Source organism: Cohnella laeviribosi DSM 21336, assembly GCF_000378425.1.
Lineage (GTDB): Bacteria > Bacillota > Bacilli > Paenibacillales > Paenibacillaceae > Cohnella > Cohnella laeviribosi.
On record NZ_KB899808.1, the window covers coordinates 234,344 to 253,451 of the forward strand.

Consider the following 19,108-nt stretch of genomic DNA (forward strand, 5'->3'; position numbering starts at 1 on the left):
AGGCAGAAAGAGGGGCGGAAAATCCGCCGTTTTGGTGAAAGACCAAATGACATGGATGGGGCGATCAGGGATGAATCAATTGTCGCTGCGAGACAAAATCGGCCAGTTAATCGCCACCGGATTTCCGGCGACCGACATCACCGGCGATCTGAAGCGGCTGGTCGAGGAATACCGCGTCGGAAACATCATCTTGTTTTCCCGCAACGCGGAGAGCGTTGCGCAGTTGAAGGCGCTTTGCGGCAGCCTGCGGCGGCTCATTGTCACGCATACCGGGCTTCCGCCCCTGATCTCCATCGATCAGGAGGGGGGACGGGTCACCCGTCTGCCCGAGGAAGCGACCAACGTTCCCGGAGCGATGGCGATCGCCTCGACCGGCCGGCCGGAACTGGCCTATGCCGCCGGCCGCATCACGGCGCGCGAACTGCGCGCGCTCGGGATCAATTTTAATCTGGCGCCCGTATTGGACATCAACAACAACAGGCTGAATCCGGTGATCAACGTTCGCTCGTACGGGGATACGGCCGAGACGGTGGAACAATACGGCTTGCTTATGCTGCAGGGACTCAAGGACGGAGGCGTGCTGGCGTCCGTCAAGCATTTTCCCGGTCATGGGGATACGTCGGTCGATTCCCACCTCGGACTTCCGGTGATCGACAAATCCCCGGAACAATTGGCGGAGCTGGAGCTGAAGCCGTTCGCGGCCGCCATCGCGCGCGGTGCGGAGTGCATCACCACCGCCCACATTTTGTTTCCCTCGCTCGAGCCGGATCGGGTTCCGGCCACGATGTCAAGAGCGATCGTGACCGGCCTGTTGAAGCATAAGCTGGGTTACAACGGGCTGATCATCTCCGATTGCCTGGAGATGGACGCCATCCGGAACGTTTTCGGCACGGCGGAAGGAGCGGTCGGAGCGCTGAAGGCCGGGGTTCACCTGCTCTTTATCAGCCATACCCCGCAGCTTGTCATGGAAGCCGTGGAACGGATCGAGCAGGCCGTGCAGTCCGGGGAGTTGCCTTTGTCCGTTGTCGACGAAGCCGTGGAGAAAGTGCTTTACTATAAGAAGAAATATGGCGCGGACGCGGCGCCGGACCTTTCGGTTGTCGGCTGCGAGGCGCACCGCCGGTCGGCGGAGGCGATGAGCCTCGAAAGCATTTGCCACGTCGGCGGGACGCTGACGCCGCTTGAGAAGAATGCCGCGGACACAATCTTTGTCGGCTGTAGTCCGTACCGTACCGATATGGCGTCGAGCAGCGTCAGTCCGGCCTTTTCGTTTCCGGAGGCGATGGCCGAAGCCTTTTCCGCGCCGTTTGTGCTGACGGGCATCGATCCCGGCGGGGACGAGATCCGGCAAGCGGTGGAGCGGGCGAAAGGATACAAACGGGTTGTGATCGGGCTGGTGAACGGACGGGAGCATCCGGGCCAACTGGAGCTTGTGGAGCGGTTCCGCAAAGAAGGGCATCGGGTGACGGCGGTTGCGCTGGGGAAGCCTTACGATCTTGAACGGCTGAATAAAGACGTATGCGCGATTGCCGCATTCGAGTATACGCCGCTGGCGATCAAGTCGCTGATCCGGATTCTGGGCGGCGAAGCCTCGCCTTCCGGCAGAATCAGCGTTGCCCTGGAGAACGGAGACGTGATGCAGGCATGAAGTATGTGGCCGGCATGGACGGCGGAGGCACCAAGACCGCGGTGACCGTAGCGGATGAAACAGGACGCCTCGTGCGGTCGTTCGCATCCGGGGCGATCAATTATAACGGCCAGGATGAAGCGAGCATCCGGCATAGCTTACAAGAGATGATGGCGCAAATCGCCGACGCCTGCGGCGGACTTGAGCATTGCGCGCATCTGTGCATCGGCGCGGCGGGAGTGAGCCATCCCGCGGTCGACTCCTGGTTGACCGCCGAAGTCAGGGCGTGCGGGTACGAAGGCGGACTGACCGTGACGGGCGACCACGAAACGGCGCTGTACGGCGCATTGGACAGCCCTTGCGGCATTGTCCTCATTGCGGGAACGGGCTCGATCTGCTTCGGCCGCAATGAAGCCGGCAAGACGCACCGTACGGGCGGCGGCGGGCATCTCGTCGATGACGAGGGCAGCGGCTACAGCATCGGCCGGGAGCTGATCGCCGCCGTGCTTAAGGCAAGCGACGGCCGCATTCCGGAAACGGCGATCACCGACATGGTCCATAAGCGGCTGCAGGCGGAATCGGTGCAGCAGATCATCGGCTTCGTCTACGACAAGTCGACGAACAAAAAGGATATCGCCGCTCTGGCGCCCATTTTGTCGGAGGCGTGCGCGTTGGAAGACCGGGCGGCGCTCGCCATTGCTAGCGCAAGCGCCCGCGCTTTGTTCGAGCTGGCCGTTCCCGTTATCACCGAACTAGGCTTACAGGACGGAAGCCTGGCGTTGGCGGGGGGCGTTCTGCTGAACAATGCGTACGTGCGGACCGCCCTGCTGGAGATGCTGCTGCAGAGCTATCCCGGTTTGCGAATCGTTTTGGCGCCGAAAGACGCGTCTATCGGAGCCGTTCGAATGGCGTTGCAACGCTGGAAAGACGGGGACGGCAAGCGGCAAAACGGCGAATGCGATCAACCGTTCCCTTGAACGAAACGCCCTTCGTCTTGCTTTTCGCGGCAAGGGGAGGGGCGTTTTTGCGCCCATAAGAGCAGGGTTGGTCATCGCTTTATGAACGTTTATGGGGCCCGTTATCCCGTTCACTCAGTTCGGAACGTCGTTATGCCGTTCCCTCAGAATAGAGCGTCGCTATCCCGTCTGCGCATGACGGAGCACGCTATCCCGTCCGCGCATGACGGGGCACGTTATCCCCTCCGCTCAGGATGGGCGCTTATATGTCGCGTTTTCCTGTCTTTTATGCGATATCCCCTTTCTTCAGGAGAGGTTGGCGTTTCCGCAATATCCCTTCGCTTCAGGAAAGGTCGGCATTTCCGGGATATCCCTTCTGTTCAGGAGAGGTTGGCCATAGCCGCGGTATCCCTTCTGTTCAGGAGAGGTCGGTCATTGCGGGGATATCCCTTCGCTTCAGGAATGATCCAGAATCGGAGCCTTTTACGTCGAGGGCATCCTACGCCCTTTCCCCTAGGGCAAAGGAACGGCTGCGGCAGAGGACAAGTTCACAGCCCATCTCTCAGCCCATTTCCTGAACGGAAGGGATACCATATAAAAGGGAGGCCCGGAACGTATTTGCGTTGCCAGGCCGTTTAGAGGAACACTGACCCAAATATGAATCTCGCGAATGAGTCTGTCGTCTTCCAAATTTTCGAAAAATACTCCCTTTTAACCAAATCATAGGTTATACTGTATATACGAGAAAGAAAAATGAAGATTTTGTCATTCGGAGGAACGCCGTGTCTTCGTTGGCATTTATCTTGATTTCCATTGTCGAATATATCGGCGTGCTCGTGGCAATTCTAGCCTTGTTCCGTTACCCGGTGACGCATTATTGGCCTCAAATCGTGTTTACTTCCTTTTTCTGCTCCATTCTTTCCTACATCGTCATGATTTTGTACGATTTGACGCTTGCACCGATCATTCAGATGTTTTTTCTCGCGTTATGTTTTTGGTTGCTGTTCGATACGCCTTTGATCTGGAGTTTTGTCTTATGCTCATTTGGTATAGTTTACGCCGTTTTTCAGGGCATCGTCATGGTCATAGCGGTCAGCATCGGATTTGCCACTCCTGCATCCTTGGAAAATAAGATGAGTATTGAAATCTATACCGTGCAGATTGTTTGTGCAGTCGTTTGCTTCTTTCTCGGCATGTATTGGCAGAGAAAACGAATCGGATTTTTATTTGTTCCGACTTCGCGAGAAGCACCTTTTGATTGGAGCAAAATGAACCGGCAACTCGTGTTTATCAGCTTGGCTTCATTTCTTTCCATGAGTTCCATGAGTATTGCTTATGCTTGTTTTTCATTGTCAAATGTCGAATGGTTCATCGGGCTGTTGGCCATGTTGGCAGTCGTTTCTATTCTCTTGTTGACTACCATGAAAAGGAAAGATCTCGAGTATGCGGATCAATCCTGGAATCATTGAACGGCTTTCCATATCCGGAGCGAGATACATGAAACAGAACGGCGCGGATCCCAGCATCTCCGAAGGGATTTTGCGGTTTTCGCTGCAGCTATGGATCAGCACCGTTTTCATCTTCGCTTTGACAGCGGCGACGGGCCTTTTGCTTGACAAATTTCCGGAATCGATATTAGCGTTGACGGTCTTGGGCGCGCTCCGTTACTTCTCCGGAGGGTGGCACTTCCGGAATATGGATGCGTGCGTCGTCTTTACGGTAACGGCAGCGACCGCCATTCCCTTCGTACCGCGATTATCCGACGATTGGCTGATCGTTCTTAACTGCATATCTTTGCTGCTGGTATGGCGTCTGGCTCCAACCGGGCATGGCCAGAAGTTCTCCACGGACAAGCAAAAGCGGGTGTTTAAATGGATTTCCGTGACCATTGTGACGATTTCTTTCGCCGCTTTGCATCAAGTTGCTGTTATATCCATGCTGTTTCAAAGTTTGACCTTAATTACATGGAAAGGAGGAATGATGAAATGGTTACGAAAAAATTTGTGAAAAAACTTTCGCTATTCTTGTCCGTTTCTTCGATTACACTCCTTGTATCCAAATTTTTTTACGGCAATCCCAGCGTCGAAGACGTCGAGTAAGGTGGGGGCATGGAATTATTCTCGATCCCGGTGATTTATAGAGAAAGCAAGCATGATCGGGGCGTCCGCGTGCTGCTTCCGCTCGATCACTTGTTGTATTTGCGGGTCATTGGAAAGTGCATTCATTTTTACGGAATTCGCCGTAAGGAAATATACTTTGCATGCGACATTGCAGGATTGGAGAATACTTCTGGATGGCACCGGCTTTGAAGAAGTCGATCGGGGCGTCATGGTGAATACGAGCAAAGTCCGGTATATTTACAGCGATTTGCAGCAAATTCACTTCGGGGAGGAAGCGGAAGGCGTCTTTTGCCCGATTGCCCGGGTGAATATACCGCGTTTTCAGCGTTATTATCCCAAAGTGCAAATACGGAAAAGCGGGGTATTATAGCCCTGCTTTTTTTGTGTATCGAATGCCCGCCTGTATCGAGCGGCATCGATCCCCCGATTGCGCCGGAATGGAAGAATCACCCCGGTCTTCGGCTCATAATCTTTTTTAAGATGGTGAACGCCAATAAGAAGAGGGGGATTTCGTTGAGCTTGCAAGGGAACGACCATGCGGCCGCCTTGTTCGAACACCGGTTTTGGCTGCAGATCCTGGGCGACCACTCGCGGTTCATTCTCGACGCTTTGTCGCCCCGGGAAGAGAACGATATCGCGCGGGCGCGGCGGTTTATCGCCGGGTTCGACCGGCTGCTGCAACAGGCGCGGTCTGCGGAGCCCGGCTCGAGCCTGGATCAACTGAACCAAGCCGCCCATGAGGAAACGTCGGCGCTGCGAGCATTCAAGCTGAATTTGCTGGCCAGGTCGCTGAAGGGGGCAGTGACGATTTCGCTGCCTCCGACCTTTCTCAATCATATGGTCAACGAGCTCGATGAATATGTCCGCATTCTGACCGCCTTGCTGTCCGGGCAGCCGGTTCCGGTCTATCATCCGCTTCATCACGATCTGCTCTGGCTTCAGGACGCCTACGGCCATGCGGGGTCCATCGCGATGAGTCTGGACCGCATCGAGGCGGATCTGTTGCGCAAAAGCGTCGAATTCGAAAAGCACTTTCAAGCGCTGTATATGAAAGCGGTCGAGATGGCGGGGTTTTTGCGCACGCAGCTGCACGACTTTCCGGCGTTGCGCCGGTTTCACGGACAGATCGACCTGGAAATGGCGCTGTTCCGCAAATTTCTGCAGGAGCTGGAGGAATTGGAGCTGAAAGCGGAGGCGCTCGACATCATCAGCCCGTTGATGCCGGACCATATGGCGCGGGAGGAATGCTACTACCTGATCAAGCTGGCGCAGTTGGGTGCGCTGCCTTTTCCCCAATGCGATCCGGCCAAAGCCCGCGTCGAAGCCTGATCGGGAGCATGCGAAGAACCCGGCAGAAGAACCCGGCAAGAAAAAAGGTTAGGTGATGGTCCGGTTTGCGCAAAGCTGCTTGATCGTTTCATCGGGGCGCCCTCCCGCAGAGGGTGCCCTTCCTTTTTGATTATACAAAACATAACAAAACAGATTGATAAAACGCATATCCCGGTATATAGTGATAATAATTAATTATGATTAGATATAAATAGTTATAAGTAGGTGGTGGTCCGGCGCTTGCGAATGGACGCGGTCAGGTTTCGTACAAAATGCGTCCGGTCAGCGACAAGTCGTAGCCGGAGATCGCTCGAAGCTCGTCTTGAAACGCTGCGGAGTTCAGGATGCGGATGACGGATTCGATCCAATCCCGATTTTCCGGTTTTTTCATGAGGACAAGATCGTACTGCTCCTGAATCAGCGGGATAAAATCAACTTGGCCGACGATGGAAGCCGCTTTTTCGTTTCCGATGCCGACATCCGCTTGACCCGAGGCGACTTTTCCGGCTACGCCCAAGTGATTCGTTTCTTCCGAATCGTAACCGTTCAACTCCTCGGGCCGAATGCCGTGCAGGCGCAGCTGTTCGTCCAGCAAGACGCGGGCTCCGGCTCCTTTCTCGCGATTGACCAGCCGCAATCCCGGCCGCTTCAAATCGGCCCATCCGCTCAGCTTGTGCGGATTCCCCAGCGCAACGTAAAATCCGGCCCGACGCGAGAGCAAGTTCACGACGAGATAAGACGAACCGATGAGCAGCTTGCGAATGTAGGGGAGATTGTATGTTCCGGTATCGCCGTCCCATAGATGGGTGCTGACAATGTCCGCTTCTCCCCGGTACATCGATACCAGGCTGTCGAGACTGCCCGCATACGCGCGAAGCGGCCGGATGCCGGGGATGGATTTTTCCATCTGCTTGGCCAATATGTCCAGGCTGATATCTTGACCGGTAATGACGATCGTCCGGGTTCCGCTTGCCGCAGGCGACGAGGCGGGGGAGGGGGGAACGTCGGATAGGGCCGGCCGTCCGGCCTGCATCGACTCCTTGTTCCGCTGTTTGTACGCTTCCAGGTCGGCGGCGTCCACCCTCATTTGCTTGCCTACCCGGTAGGAGGGCAGTTCGCCTTTTTTGATCAAATCGTATACCGTAAGTTTGGATATTTTCAGAAGTTTGGCGACTTCTTCCGTCGTATAGGACATATCGCTGGACATCGGGAGCCTCCTTTGAGGTTGTCCGCCCGCCGCCACCGCTCTGCGATACCCGACGGACGTCAACCGTTTATGAACCCAGTTTACAATAAAATGAGGCGCGATGTCGCGTGCGTTCATTTTCTTTCGATATACAGATAAAAGTTGGAGGGAAACCGATGGTTAAACCAATGAAAAGTTATGCAATTCTGTGTGTGCTTCTTGCCTTGATGCTTGCGCTGGCGGGCTGCGGAGCGGAGTCGAAACCAGATACGGTCGGCGGCCATGCCGCATCGGCTTCCGAATCGGGCGCGGCCAGCCGGGAGCCGGGGCCGAAGGTGGAGCTGACCGTCTCGGCGGCGGCTAGCCTTACCGACGCGCTGAAGGAAATCCGGCAGGCGTACGAATCCCGACATCCCGATATTAAACTGAATTTGAACTTTGGCGCATCCGGCGCCTTGCAGAAGCAAATCGAGCAGGGAGCGCCGGCCGATTTGTTTCTTTCCGCTTCGGTTCAAACGATGAAGGCGCTCGTCGACAAACACTTGATCGACAAGGAGCGGCAAACAGACCTGTTGGCGAATGAATTGGTCGTTGTCGTTCCGGCCGATGGGAATCCGGCGGTCGAAGGGGTCCAAGAGCTTCGGGACCTTGCGGAGGACGCGGTCCAAAACGTGGCTATCGGCATTCCGGAAAGCGTGCCGGCCGGAAGTTACGCCAAAGAAGCGCTCGAGAACGCCAACCTGTGGGAATCGCTGCAGTCCAAAACCGTTCAGGCGAAGGATGTAAGACAGGTTCTTCAATACGTGGAAACCGGCAACGCCGACGCCGGATTCGTCTATAAGACGGATGCGCTGACTTCGGGCAAGGCGAAGATCGCTTTCGCCGTCGATCCGAATCTTTACACGCCCATCGTCTATCCGGCCGGCGTCGTGAAAGAAACCAAGCATCCCAGGGAAGCCGAGGATTTTTATATGTATTTGCAAACGAAAGAAGCACTGGACGTCTTTGTCCAATACGGATTTTCCGTTCCGTCTAAGACGTGACGCCCATGAACTGGCACGAATTTTGGTCGCCGGTCCGGCTGTCCTTGCAGGTCGCCTTGGTATCCAGCATCGCGGTTCTGGCGCTCGGCATGGGGATCGCCTGGGCGATGTCGCGCAAGCCGTTTAAAGGCAAAACGCTGCTCGAAACGGTTTTCCTTCTGCCGCTAGTTCTTCCGCCGACCGTCGTCGGATTTCTGCTGCTCGTTCTGCTGGGACGAAAAAGCTGGATCGGCCGCTTTATCGAATGGTTGTTTGCCGCACCCGTCGTATTTTCCTGGTGGGCTGCCGTCATCGCTTCGGTCGTGGTCGCCTTTCCGCTGGTCTACCAGACGCTGAAAACCGGATTTATGTCGGTGGACCGGGAACTGGAAGAAGCGGGGCGCTCGATGGGGGCCAGCGAATGGCAAGTGTTCCGGCATATCACCTTCCCGTTAACGTACCGGTCGGCCGTCACCGCGTATATTCTCGGATTTGCCCGCAGCCTTGGCGAATTCGGCGCGACGTTGATGATTGCGGGCAATATTCCGGGGAAAACCCAAACGATTCCGACGGCGATTTACGTTGCCGTCGATACGGGGAATATGACGATGGTCTGGGCCTGGACAGGCTCCGTCATCGCATTTTCGTTTTTTCTGCTCCTGCTCACCGGACCGAAACGCAGCGAAGGGAGCGGTAGGGGCGCATGATTCCGGCGCCAATCGCCTTCTCGATGCCGTCCGGCTTGCCTTCCTGTTTTATTTGGACAAGTATTGGTGTAGAATAGTCTAGAAAAATCTGGAACAAGCGTTTTTTGATTCCCGATTTATTTCTTTCAAAGGAGCTGAGCAAATGGCGATTGATGTCTATCTCAATTTTAACGGCAATTGCCGCGAAGCCGTCGAGTTTTACGCGCAGGTGTTCGGAACGGACAAACCGAAAATGATGACGTATGGCGAAGCGCCGGCAAACCCGGAATATCCGCTCCCGGAAGAAGCGAAGAATTTGATCCTGCACACGCGGCTGAACATTTTCGGAAGCAATGTGATGTTTTCCGACGTTTTTCCCGGCATGCCCTTTGTCGTGGGCAACAATATCAGCCTTGCGGTCGTCACGGACAACCTGGACGAATTGCAATCCGCCTTTCATAAGCTGAAAGAAGGCGGGAAGGTCGAGATGGAACTGCAAGAGACGTTCTGGAGCAAATGCTACGGCAGCCTGACGGACAAGTTCGGCGTGCAATGGCAGTTCAATCTCGGAACGGGAGATTGGTAACGGCACGTCAAGCCATTGGCAGGGGCTATTTCCTCCAAACGGAAGCGTACTTCTTACGATATTTCAAGTCCGCTTCCGTTTCCATTAATTCCAGCGCCTTCTGCCTGACGGTCTCGTCCTGATCCCGATCATAGAGCTTCCGAAGGCCCTGAATGATGTCAAAACGAATCAACGTGCCGTTTTTCTCTTCCGCGCAATTTCGAAATCGTTCCGCAAAACCGTTGAGCAGCAATCCAACTCATTGTAACACCCGAGAAGGATGGAAGACAGTCCGCAGCTGAAACCGCTTAAACAATCTCTTGACAAAGCGGGTAAAACGGATTAGCATGGATGTGTGGGTAATTGGGTGATCCAATTCCATCGGAGTTCGTATACGGAAAGGTAATAACCTATGACCATTAAGAAAATCAAGTATCACCGGGTCTATGAAGATGTGATCGAGCAGATCGAGAATCTGATTCTTGAGGGCAATCTTGCTCCCGGAGACGTATTGCCTACCGAAAGGGAATTGGCTCAAGCGTTCGGAATCAGCCGGGGGACGCTGCGGGAAGCGTTTCGCATCTTGGAACGGGAGGGCCTGATCGAAACCCGGCCGGGGGGCGGCCGCTTTCTCAGCAAGAACCTCAACAAAGCGGAAGACAAGAGCCGAATCATCGAGAATATTGAAAGGGCTACCATTATCGAACTGCTGGAGGCGCGGGAGATTTTCGAAACCGGCATCGTGGAATTGGCGGCAAAGCGGGCGACCGAACAAGATATCCTGGAGATCGAAACCGCTCTGGAAAAGTGGGGGAAGATCGACAGCGACTCGGACGACCCGACCAGCCCCGACCAAGCGTTCCATCTCTCGATCGCAAAGGCGACGCACAATGTGGTTCTAGTCAACCTTATCGATCTTCATATGGATCTTCTGCAAAAAACGTTGAACAAGACTGTCGATATTCCCGGCCGCAAAGACGAGGTGTACAAAGAACACTTCAACATTCTTCAGGCCATTAAAGAGAAAGATCCGTCCAAAGCTAGAGAGGCCATCCTTTATCATCTCAAGCAAGTGAAGCAAAACATTCTGTCGACTACAAATGGGCGATAACGCGTCCATTTGACCGAATTGGACCACCCAATTATCCAAACATATTCAAATCCGAAGGAACCGAAGGTGGCGGATCTTATGGCAAAGGCAAAGGAAGAACTGAAAATATTGGCGCCTTGCGGGATGCTGGGCTACGGTTTTCCGAAATCGTCGTTTATGAAAGGGATGGAACACCGCCCCGACGCGATTGTCGTCGATGCCGGCTCCACCGATGCCGGACCTCATAAATTGGGCGCCGGCACGGCGATTGTCAGCAAGCAAGCCTGCAAGAAGGATTTGGAGCTGATCGTCACGGAGGGAGTCGTAGCGGGCATACCGGTCATCATCGGTTCGGCCGGGGGAAGCGGCGCGAAGGTTCATGTGGAGTGGACCCGGTCGATCATTATGGAAATTCTGCAGGAGCATCAGATCCGCAATCTCAAGATCGCCATCATCTGGGCGGACATTCCTCTCGAGGTGGTGGAAGCCAAGCTTGCCGAGGGGAAATGCGAGCCTTTAGGGCTTGCGGTGAAACCGCTAACAAAGGACCGGCTCCGCGCCACCAACGGCATCGTCGCCCAAATGGGCCATGAACCGATTATGAAGGCGCTGGAAGCGGAGGCGGACATTATCCTTTGCGGACGGGCGTACGATCCGTCGCCGTTTGCGGCTTTTGCCATATACCACGGCTTTGACGCGGCTCTCGCATACCATCTTGGCAAAATATTGGAATGCTCCGCGCTTTGCGCCGAACCGGGGACGACGAAAGACAGTATGCTGGGCATCCTCCGGAAAGATTCGTTCATCGTAAAGCCGCTTAACGAGCAGCGCAGATGCACGGCCGTTTCCGTTGCGGCGCACACCTTCTACGAAAAAGACCATCCGTACATCCTGCATGGGCCGGGCATGGTGCTGAACCTTGAAAACTGCGTATTCACCGAGCGGGGAGACGGCAGCGTAGAAGTGCGCGGCAGCCGGATCGAAGCGACACCCGTGTACAAGATTAAGCTGGAGGGCGCGATGAAGGTGGCTTACCGCACGTTTGTCGTGGCGGGCGTGCGGGATCCGCTGCTGATTGCCCGCATCGAAGAGGTGGAAGAGCTCGTCAAGCAGCAGGTCGCCGAATATTACAGCGAAGTCCCGCCGGAAGATTACCGCATCCATTTCATCAACTACGGGCTAAACGGCGTGCTGGGCGAGCTGGAACCGCACCGCGAGCCGGCGCATGAGCTCGGGATCGTGTTCGAGGTCGTCGCCAAGACGCAGGAGCTCGCCAATGCGGTCTGCAGTTCGGTAAGATCCACTTTCCTGCACTACGGTTATGAAGGAAGAAAATCGACGGCCGGCAATCTGGCCTTTCCGTTTGCCCCCAGCGATGTGCCGTTCGGACCGGTGTACGAATTTTCGGTATACCACCTGATGGAAGTCGCGGACGGGTTGGAGATGTTCCCAATCGAATATATCGAGGTGCGGCCATGAAGCTTTATGATGCAGCGGCGGTGCTGAGAAGCAAGAACAGCGGACCTTTCGAGGTTACGGTGGACGTGCTTTTCGACGATCCCGAAATCTATGACAAGATCAAACGCTCCGGGGTGATCAACGCAGAGCTTGTTTCCAGATTGTACAACATCGCGCCGGAAAGCATAACGCATATCGTCTTCTTTGACCAGGCGCTCGGCTTCAAAATCACGTTCGCAAGGGCGATTTCTTCCGGCACGTTCCTGGACCGGGACGTATACGGCGCCCAGCAGCACGCTCCGCTGATGGATGTGGAAATCGACCTGGGACCGGACAGATAGGGGGTGAACACCATGCAGACGAATTCCAGGCTTCGAAAAATATGGGCCGATAAAACGCTGTATGTCATGCTGCTGCCGGCCGCCGCCTTTTTCTCCGTCTTTCATATCTGGCCGATTCTCGAGATGAGGCTGGCGTTTTACGAATACCGCATCCTCGGCGACCACGTCTATGTCGGATTCAAATATTTCAAAGAGCTGTTCGGCACGCCGATCTTCTCGCAGGTGCTGGCCAATACGCTCATCATCAGCGCCATGAAGATGTTCCTCATCTTTCCGCTTCCGATCCTGTTCGCGCTGATGCTCAATGAGCTCGTGAACGGGAAATTCCGCAAGGCGGTGCAGATTATCTCCTACTTGCCGCACTTCCTGTCGTGGGTCGTGATCGCGGGAATCTGGTTCGAGTTCTTGTCGAAGTCGAACGGGATCGTGAACGACGTCCTCCGGCTGTTCGGCTTCCCGGCTCACGACTTCCTGACGGACAAAACCGCGATCAGATGGGTGCTCGTGGCGAGCGAAGCGTGGCGCAATATCGGCTGGGACTCGATCATCTTCCTTGCGGCGATTCTGGGCATCAACAAAAGCCTGTACGAAGCCGCCTATGTCGATGGAGCGAATCGGTGGCATATGATTACGCGAATCATTTTGCCGCATCTGTACGTGCCGATGGTGACCGTCCTGATCTTGAATGTCGGCTTCATTATGAATGCCGGGCTCGACCAGGTGCTGAACTTTACCAACGCCTCGGTGAACAGCAAGATCGATATCATCGATACGTACGTCTATCGCGTCGGCTTGATCAACGGCCAGTACTCTTTCGCTACGACGGCCAATTTGTTCAAGAGCGCCATCGGCGTCGCGCTGGTGCTGTCCACTCACTTCATATCCAAAAAATTAACCTCTAAAGGCGCCTGGTAATCCGCCAAGGAGAGGAGACTTCAGTTGCATGGCTGTTCGGAATTTCACCGTGTCCAAATTCGTGATCGGACTCCTGCTTGCGTTCATCTCGCTTACGATGCTCGTGCCGATCCTCAATCTGTTCGCCAAGGCGTTTTCGGACCCGAGCAAGGTGCATTTGCTGCACGGTTACGACATCTGGCCCAAAGGCTTCTCCATCGTCCACTTTCAAGTCGTGCTCGGCAATCCGATTGTCGGCCGCTCGCTGTTCAACTCTTTGTTTATTACCATCGTAGGCACAGCCTTAAGCCTCTTCTTCACGACGATCACAGCATATGTGCTCACGAGGAAACATTTAATCGGCAAAACGCCGATCATGGTCGTGCTGATCGTCATCATGATCTTCGAGCCCGGGATCGTGCAGGAATATATGGTCGTCAAGGATCTGCATCTGCTCGACAACCTATGGTCCATGGTCCTCTATCGCACCATCAACGTGTATTACTTGATCATCATGATGCGGTTCATCGAGGAAATTCCCGACGCCTTGCTGGAAGCGGCGAAGATGGACGGGGCGGGGCACCTGACGATCTTTGCCCGGATCGTTCTTCCGCTTTCCCGGATACCGCTGCTGACGATCGGGATGTTCTACGCCGTCGTGAGGTGGAACGAGTTTTTCAAATCCAGCATCTTCTTGTCCAGCCGGGACAATACCGTGCTGCAGGTGCTCCTTAGGCAGTTCGTCGTCGAAGGGGACAGCGCCACGTTGGTCGGGGCCGCCAATCTGCTGGTTAACAATCCGATCGCGCAGCTCGACTTCGGAGCTTTGAAAGCGGCAACAATCGTCGTCGCCATGGTACCGATTCTGATGCTTTATCCCGTTATTCTGAAGTATTACACGAACGGTGTCATGGATGGCGGCATTAAAGAGTAAAAGCAAACACAGCAAAGGGAGGAAGACATCGATGAAAAAAATTTGGATCACACTGGTTGCGGCCTTCATGGTCGCGACGACGGCTTGCGGCACCGCCGGGAAGAAGCCTTCCGCGGACACGGCGCCGTCATCTTCGGCTCAGACGAGCCAGCAGCCGGTGACGATCAGCATCGTAGCCAAGGACTTGCCGGTCGACGATCCCAACTCGCTGAAATTCATCAAAGGCATCGAAGAAGGCATGAAAGCGGAAGGCAAGAACGTCAAGCTGCAGGTCGTTCCCGTGCAAAGCGGCACCTACTCCGAGAAGCTGGGCCTGCTGCTGCAAAGCGGCAATATTCCGGATCTCATTTACTTCCAGGGCGGAGATTACAACTTCGCCATCACGCAGCAAATTTTGGAGGACCTGACGCCTTACATCGAAAAATCCACGTATGTCAAAGCTTCGATGACCGAATTCAACAAAGAACGATTGAAGAACTATCCGTATCTCGTATGGCTGGCCCCGATCAGCAGCAAGATTCCGGTCGTTCGCCAAGACTTGTTCGACAAAGCTTCGTCCGGCAAGACGCTGCTGGCCGACCCGACGATCGACAACTACTATACGTTCTTCAAAGAATTGAAAGAGAAGAGCGGCGCGAAGTTCGCCTACACGACAGCCGGCGATATCGACGAGCTTGACGTCGTGTTCGGGCAGGCGTTCGGCCTGACCTCGACATGGATCAAGGGGCCCGACGGCAAATACGTATTCGGCAAAACGACGCAGGCCGAGAAAGAAAAGCTCGAGTTCTATGCAAAGTTGTATAAGGAAGGCCTGCTGGATCCGGAGTACCTGACCAAGAAGTTCGACACCAAAGAGAAAGCGTTCTACGACGGCGAGGCGGGCGTCATCGCCGGCACGCAAGGCAAAGTCATCGACATCTACAATACGAAATCTATCGGTCAAAACGGACCGGGCGCGAAAATCCTGCCGCTTCCGCCGGCCAAGGGCAAAGCGCAGGGCTACACGCCGGTCGACGTCAGCAAGGAAAGCCGCGGCTTCGCGATTTCCAAAACCTCGAAGAACAAGGATATGGCCTTTGCCGTATTGGAGTTCCTGGCGAGCCCGAAAGGCCAAATGCTGGACAAGCTGGGCGTGGAAGGCAAAGAATATCAAATCGTAAACGGCAAAATCAAACTCACGGACAAATTCGCGGCTTGGTATCCGCACTTTGTGGAAAACACCGTCAACTTCAAGCCGGACAAAGAATTCGATCCGTCCACGCCTTATCTGTCGGAGCCGGCTCTCAAATCGCTGGAAATGTTCGCTTCCATGTCCACCAAGGATAACGCTTTCATCATGCCTGCCGATCTGGCGGCGAAGTGGGATGCCGCTTCCGCGGTCTACAAAGAATTCGCGGCGGATATGGTTACCGGCAAAAAAACCGGCGCCGATTTCGACGCGTTCGTACAAGCGTGGAATGAGGCCGGCGGGAAAGACATTACGGATTACGCGAATCAGACGCTGAAATAACCTGCAACGAACAAAATATTAAGTGTGGGGCGGGAGCGCCCCACACTCCAATGCGGACAAAGCGGCTTTCCTGCGGAAAGCATAGAGGGGAGCGCTAGGTAAATGATTTCTTTTGCCGATCGAGTGAAAGGCGCCATATTCGGTACGGCTTACGGCGACGCCATGGGAGCTGTCGTCGAGAAGATGACGTACGGCGAAATCAAGGAGCAATACGGCAGAGTCGAAACCGTCATGACGAAATGGTGGAAAGCGGACCTGCCCGAAGCCGCGAGACAGGGAAGAAGAAGAGGCTGGGGCATCGTCACCGACGATACGCTGATGACGCTCGCGCTGATGAATGTTTATGCAACCGAACGGCGCCATCTGGACGCTTATGACCTTGCCAACGAGTTTGTGAAGGAAATTGCCTTCCGGCCGAAATATATTCCGGAGCTGGATAAAGAGACGGTGCTGCTGGAGCGTTTGTTTTATCCGGAGAAGCATATTTTCAACCGTCACGTTCTGGCCAATTGCGAACCCCGGGAAGGCGGTTACGGCAATATGGTCAATTGCGGCGCGGCGATGTACATGGCTCCCGTCGGCATCGTGAACGCTTGCAATCCGAAGGGGGCTTACGACGAGGCGATTCTATTCGCATCCGGTCATCAAGTGAGCTACGGCCTGGAGGCGGCCGGTGTGATGGCTTGCTGCGTGGCCAAAGCGTTCGAGCCGGGCGCAACGGTGGACGATATTGTAAACACGGCTCTGCAATATGCCAAGGACGGAACGAAGGGCGCCATTCACGATCTATGTGAAACGGCCGCCGCGCTCAAGGATCGGAAAGAAGACCGGGATGAGGTCGTTCGCCGTTTCCATGCCGCAATAAGCCGGTATTCGCCGATGGGCGACGATGTGAATCGGCGCATCGACAAGGTGGGCCTTCCGTCGAACCACTATACGCCAAGCCGGCTGTTCTCCATCGAGGAGCTGCCGCTGGCTCTCGCTTACATCGTGCTGCATGACGGAAATTTCCTGGAGGCCGTCAAAGACGGAGTGAGCTCCGGCCGCGATACGGATTCCATCGGCGTCATGATCGGCGCGATCCTGGGAGCCATGCATGGCGTCGCGGCGATCCCGGCTGAGGAAATCGCCGTGCTGGAACAAGTCAACCGGCAGAACATCGAGCAGCATTGCCGGCAATTTGCCGAAACGGCGGCGTTCATCATTCAGCAAGACCTGGATATGCACAATAGAAGAGTGCAGCAGCTACGTTCGATTATGTAAAGGCGGTGTACCGATTGATCCCTTCGAATTATTTGGAGAAAGTATACGCGGGCTATTTGGGCATGAACATCGGCATCCGGCTGGGCGCTCCGGTGGAGCCGACGATTTGGACCTATGAGCGAATTAAAAATACGTACGGGGAAATTACGAACTACGTCAAGGAGTACAAAAATTTTGCGGCCGACGACGATGCGAACGGTCCGTACTATTTTCTCCGCGCGCTTTATGACGACGCCAAGGACCGCGATATCACGCCGAACGACGTCGCCCGCGCCTGGCTGAACTATACCCGCGAAGGCATCGGCATGTTCTGGTGGGGCGGCTACGGCGTCAGCACGGAGCATACGGCTTATATCAATTTGAAGAAAGGCATTCCGGCTCCGCGCTCCGGTTCCATCGAGCAGAACGGGAAAATCATCGCCGAGCAGATCGGCGGGCAAATCTTTATCGATACGTGGGGTCTGGTGAATCCGTGCAACCCGAAAAAAGCCGCCGATTTCGGCGAGGCTGCGGCCCGCGTATCCCATGACGGCGAAGGCGTGCTCGGCGCCAGATTCTTCTGCGCGGCGATCGCCAAGGCCTTTGAGACGAGCGACGTGAGAGAGATTATTGAAACGGGGCTTAGTCAAATCCCTGCGGATTCCCTTTATGCGAAAGTCGCGAGAGCGGTGTTGGAATTTCACGCGCGGCAGCCGGACGACTTCCGGGCGTGCCGCGACATGCTCGAGAGAGAATGGGGCTACGACAAGTATAAAGGCGTCTGCCACATTATTCCGAATGCGGGCGTCTGCATCCTGGCGATGATCTACGGTCAGGGCGACTTCAACCGGACGGTGGAAATTGCGACCATGTGCGGCTGGGATACCGATTGCAACGCAGGGAACGTCGGCACCGTGCTCGGCGTGGCATGCGGATTGGAAGGGATTGCGGACAAATACCGCACGCCGATCAACGATTCCATCGTCATGTCGGGCATATCCGGCTATTTGAACATCCTGGACATTCCGACATATGCCAAGGAGCTCGCGATTCTGGGCTACCGGTTGGCGGGCGAAGCGTGCCCGCAGTGGTTGACCGACAGCTTTAAGGAAGGCGAGATTTACTTCGATTTCGAGCTTCCGGGTTCCACGCACAATATTCGCGTCTCCGATCCGTTCTTCTGCCGGGTCCGCCATTCCACGGAGAAAGCGTTTCGGGGCACCGGCTCGCTGGAAGTGCTGTTCGACCGGATGACCCGCGGCGAGAAATCGAAAATTTACTACAAGCCTTTCTATACGAGAGACGATTTCAGCGACGAGCGGTACTCGCCGACCTTCGCGCCCAAGGCGTACTCGGGCCAGAAGGTGTCCATGAAGATCTACCTCGATCAGTGGGGCGGCAACGAAACGATGGGCATCGCGCCCTACGTCCGTCTGGCCAAGAGCAAGAAGGAGCTGGTGCAGGGCTATATCAAGCTGGTCGACCAGCAATGGCTCGATGTGGAGTTCGACATTCCCGATTCCGAAGGCGAGCTGATCGATGAAGTCGGCATCGTGCTCGAGGCATACTCGACGCGCAAGCCGAAAAGTCTGGGGCGCATCTTCATTGACGAATTCCGCATTTACGGCAAGGCCAACTACAGCATCGACTTCAAGAAGCAAACGATGAGTTTCGGCTGCGTGACGCCGTTCTCCCACAATCACGGAGCTTGGAGCATCGAAGACGGGGCGATGTACCTGATGACCGCGGAACCGAGCGAAGCTTATACGGGCAACTACTTTGCCCAAGATTATTCGGTTTCGGTTAAGCTGAACCCGCAAAGCGGTTATTCCCATCTCGTGGCCGTCCGCGCGCAAGGCGCGATGCGCGGGTATCATGCGGGTTTTGACGGCGAGAATCAGGTATCCCTTTACATCAATGATTTCGGTTTCAAAAAGCTGGCAAGCCGCAGCTACGAATGGCGGTTCAATCAAACCTATGATTTTCAAGTGACCGTACAGGGCCATACCCTTACGCTGTCGATTAACGGGGAACAAGTGTTGCAGCATCAGGATGATAAGTTCGGTTACGGCATGTACGGCGTGAGCACGATCGATGCGGCCAGGGCTTATTTCTCCGATTTTCGTTTTGTCGAGCTTTAAGCTTGGA

Annotated in this window: 19 protein-coding genes; 17 read left to right on the forward strand and 2 right to left on the reverse strand. The window is 55.1% G+C overall.

Going from position 1 to position 19,108, the window contains the following annotated elements; all coding sequences use genetic code 11:
• Positions 1-70 precede the first annotated feature (70 nt).
• From F560_RS0101135 to F560_RS0101165, 6 genes are all read left to right on the forward strand, one after another.
• Entirely contained in the window at positions 71-1,648 is a 1,578-nt protein-coding gene (locus tag F560_RS0101135) for a glycoside hydrolase family 3 protein (RefSeq protein ID WP_019003857.1), read from the forward strand.
• Positions 1,645-2,604 carry a BadF/BadG/BcrA/BcrD ATPase family protein gene (locus tag F560_RS0101140; RefSeq protein ID WP_019003858.1) on the forward strand — a complete coding sequence of 320 codons (960 nt, stop codon included), beginning with the start codon at positions 1,645-1,647 and terminating at the stop codon, positions 2,602-2,604. Before F560_RS0101135 ends, F560_RS0101140 begins: the two co-directional genes overlap by 4 nt.
• Before the next feature lie 761 nt (positions 2,605-3,365).
• Positions 3,366-4,052 (forward strand): hypothetical protein, encoded by a 687-nt coding sequence (locus F560_RS0101145; protein WP_019003859.1) that lies wholly within the window; start codon positions 3,366-3,368, stop codon positions 4,050-4,052.
• A gap of 28 nt (positions 4,053-4,080) precedes the next feature.
• On the forward strand, positions 4,081-4,590 hold the full coding sequence (locus tag F560_RS0101150) for an accessory gene regulator ArgB-like protein (RefSeq protein WP_169449876.1): 510 nt from the start codon (positions 4,081-4,083) through the stop codon (positions 4,588-4,590).
• A 144-nt stretch (positions 4,591-4,734) separates the two neighbouring features.
• Positions 4,735-5,073 (forward strand): LytTR family transcriptional regulator DNA-binding domain-containing protein, encoded by a 339-nt coding sequence (locus F560_RS0101160; RefSeq protein ID WP_083931905.1) that lies wholly within the window; start codon positions 4,735-4,737, stop codon positions 5,071-5,073.
• Positions 5,074-5,216: 143 nt separating this feature from the next.
• Positions 5,217-6,032 (forward strand): DUF2935 domain-containing protein, encoded by an 816-nt coding sequence (locus F560_RS0101165; protein WP_019003863.1) that lies wholly within the window; start codon positions 5,217-5,219, stop codon positions 6,030-6,032.
• A gap of 256 nt (positions 6,033-6,288) precedes the next feature.
• Here the strand turns inward: F560_RS0101165 and F560_RS0101170 are convergent, their stop codons facing one another.
• Positions 6,289-7,239 carry a helix-turn-helix transcriptional regulator gene (locus tag F560_RS0101170; protein ID WP_019003864.1) on the reverse strand — a complete coding sequence of 317 codons (951 nt, stop codon included), beginning with the start codon at positions 7,237-7,239 and terminating at the stop codon, positions 6,289-6,291.
• A gap of 155 nt (positions 7,240-7,394) precedes the next feature.
• Here F560_RS0101170 and modA point away from each other — a divergent pair, with 155 nt between their 5' ends.
• The 3 genes from modA (at position 7,395) to F560_RS0101185 (ending at position 9,512) form a co-directional block, all read left to right on the forward strand.
• Entirely contained in the window at positions 7,395-8,261 is an 867-nt protein-coding gene (gene modA / locus F560_RS0101175) for a molybdate ABC transporter substrate-binding protein (protein WP_019003865.1), read from the forward strand.
• 5 nt (positions 8,262-8,266) lie between these two features.
• Positions 8,267-8,947 (forward strand): molybdate ABC transporter permease subunit, encoded by a 681-nt coding sequence (gene modB / locus F560_RS0101180; protein ID WP_019003866.1) that lies wholly within the window; start codon positions 8,267-8,269, stop codon positions 8,945-8,947.
• A 142-nt stretch (positions 8,948-9,089) separates the two neighbouring features.
• The gene (locus tag F560_RS0101185; RefSeq protein ID WP_019003867.1) at positions 9,090-9,512 is read left to right on the forward strand and encodes a VOC family protein; all 423 of its coding nucleotides are present in this window, start codon (positions 9,090-9,092) and stop codon (positions 9,510-9,512) included.
• A 25-nt stretch (positions 9,513-9,537) separates the two neighbouring features.
• Here F560_RS0101185 and F560_RS22180 read toward each other — a convergent pair whose 3' ends face one another.
• A complete protein-coding gene (locus tag F560_RS22180; RefSeq protein WP_156828848.1) occupies positions 9,538-9,684 on the reverse strand; it encodes a hypothetical protein in 147 nt (48 codons plus the stop codon).
• 219 nt (positions 9,685-9,903) lie between these two features.
• Between F560_RS22180 and F560_RS0101195 the strand changes: the two genes are divergently transcribed.
• The 8 genes from F560_RS0101195 to F560_RS0101230 all read left to right on the forward strand — a co-directional run bounded on the left by F560_RS0101195 (position 9,904) and on the right by F560_RS0101230 (position 19,101).
• Entirely contained in the window at positions 9,904-10,602 is a 699-nt protein-coding gene (locus tag F560_RS0101195; protein ID WP_019003869.1) for a FadR/GntR family transcriptional regulator, read from the forward strand.
• A gap of 78 nt (positions 10,603-10,680) precedes the next feature.
• On the forward strand, positions 10,681-12,060 hold the full coding sequence (locus F560_RS0101200) for an acyclic terpene utilization AtuA family protein (protein WP_019003870.1): 1,380 nt from the start codon (positions 10,681-10,683) through the stop codon (positions 12,058-12,060).
• Entirely contained in the window at positions 12,057-12,380 is a 324-nt protein-coding gene (locus tag F560_RS0101205; protein WP_019003871.1) for a DUF4387 domain-containing protein, read from the forward strand. The genes F560_RS0101200 and F560_RS0101205 overlap by 4 nt, the downstream gene beginning before the upstream one ends.
• 12 nt (positions 12,381-12,392) lie before the next feature.
• The gene (locus F560_RS0101210; protein ID WP_019003872.1) at positions 12,393-13,295 is read left to right on the forward strand and encodes an ABC transporter permease; all 903 of its coding nucleotides are present in this window, start codon (positions 12,393-12,395) and stop codon (positions 13,293-13,295) included.
• Between the two features lie 28 nt (positions 13,296-13,323).
• Positions 13,324-14,208 carry a carbohydrate ABC transporter permease gene (locus tag F560_RS0101215; protein WP_019003873.1) on the forward strand — a complete coding sequence of 295 codons (885 nt, stop codon included), beginning with the start codon at positions 13,324-13,326 and terminating at the stop codon, positions 14,206-14,208.
• A gap of 31 nt (positions 14,209-14,239) precedes the next feature.
• Positions 14,240-15,718 carry an extracellular solute-binding protein gene (locus F560_RS0101220; protein WP_019003874.1) on the forward strand — a complete coding sequence of 493 codons (1,479 nt, stop codon included), beginning with the start codon at positions 14,240-14,242 and terminating at the stop codon, positions 15,716-15,718.
• Positions 15,719-15,820: 102 nt separating this feature from the next.
• Positions 15,821-16,981 (forward strand): ADP-ribosylglycohydrolase family protein, encoded by a 1,161-nt coding sequence (locus F560_RS0101225; protein WP_019003875.1) that lies wholly within the window; start codon positions 15,821-15,823, stop codon positions 16,979-16,981.
• Between the two features lie 14 nt (positions 16,982-16,995).
• Entirely contained in the window at positions 16,996-19,101 is a 2,106-nt protein-coding gene (locus F560_RS0101230; protein ID WP_019003876.1) for an ADP-ribosylglycohydrolase family protein, read from the forward strand.
• Positions 19,102-19,108 lie beyond the last annotated feature (7 nt).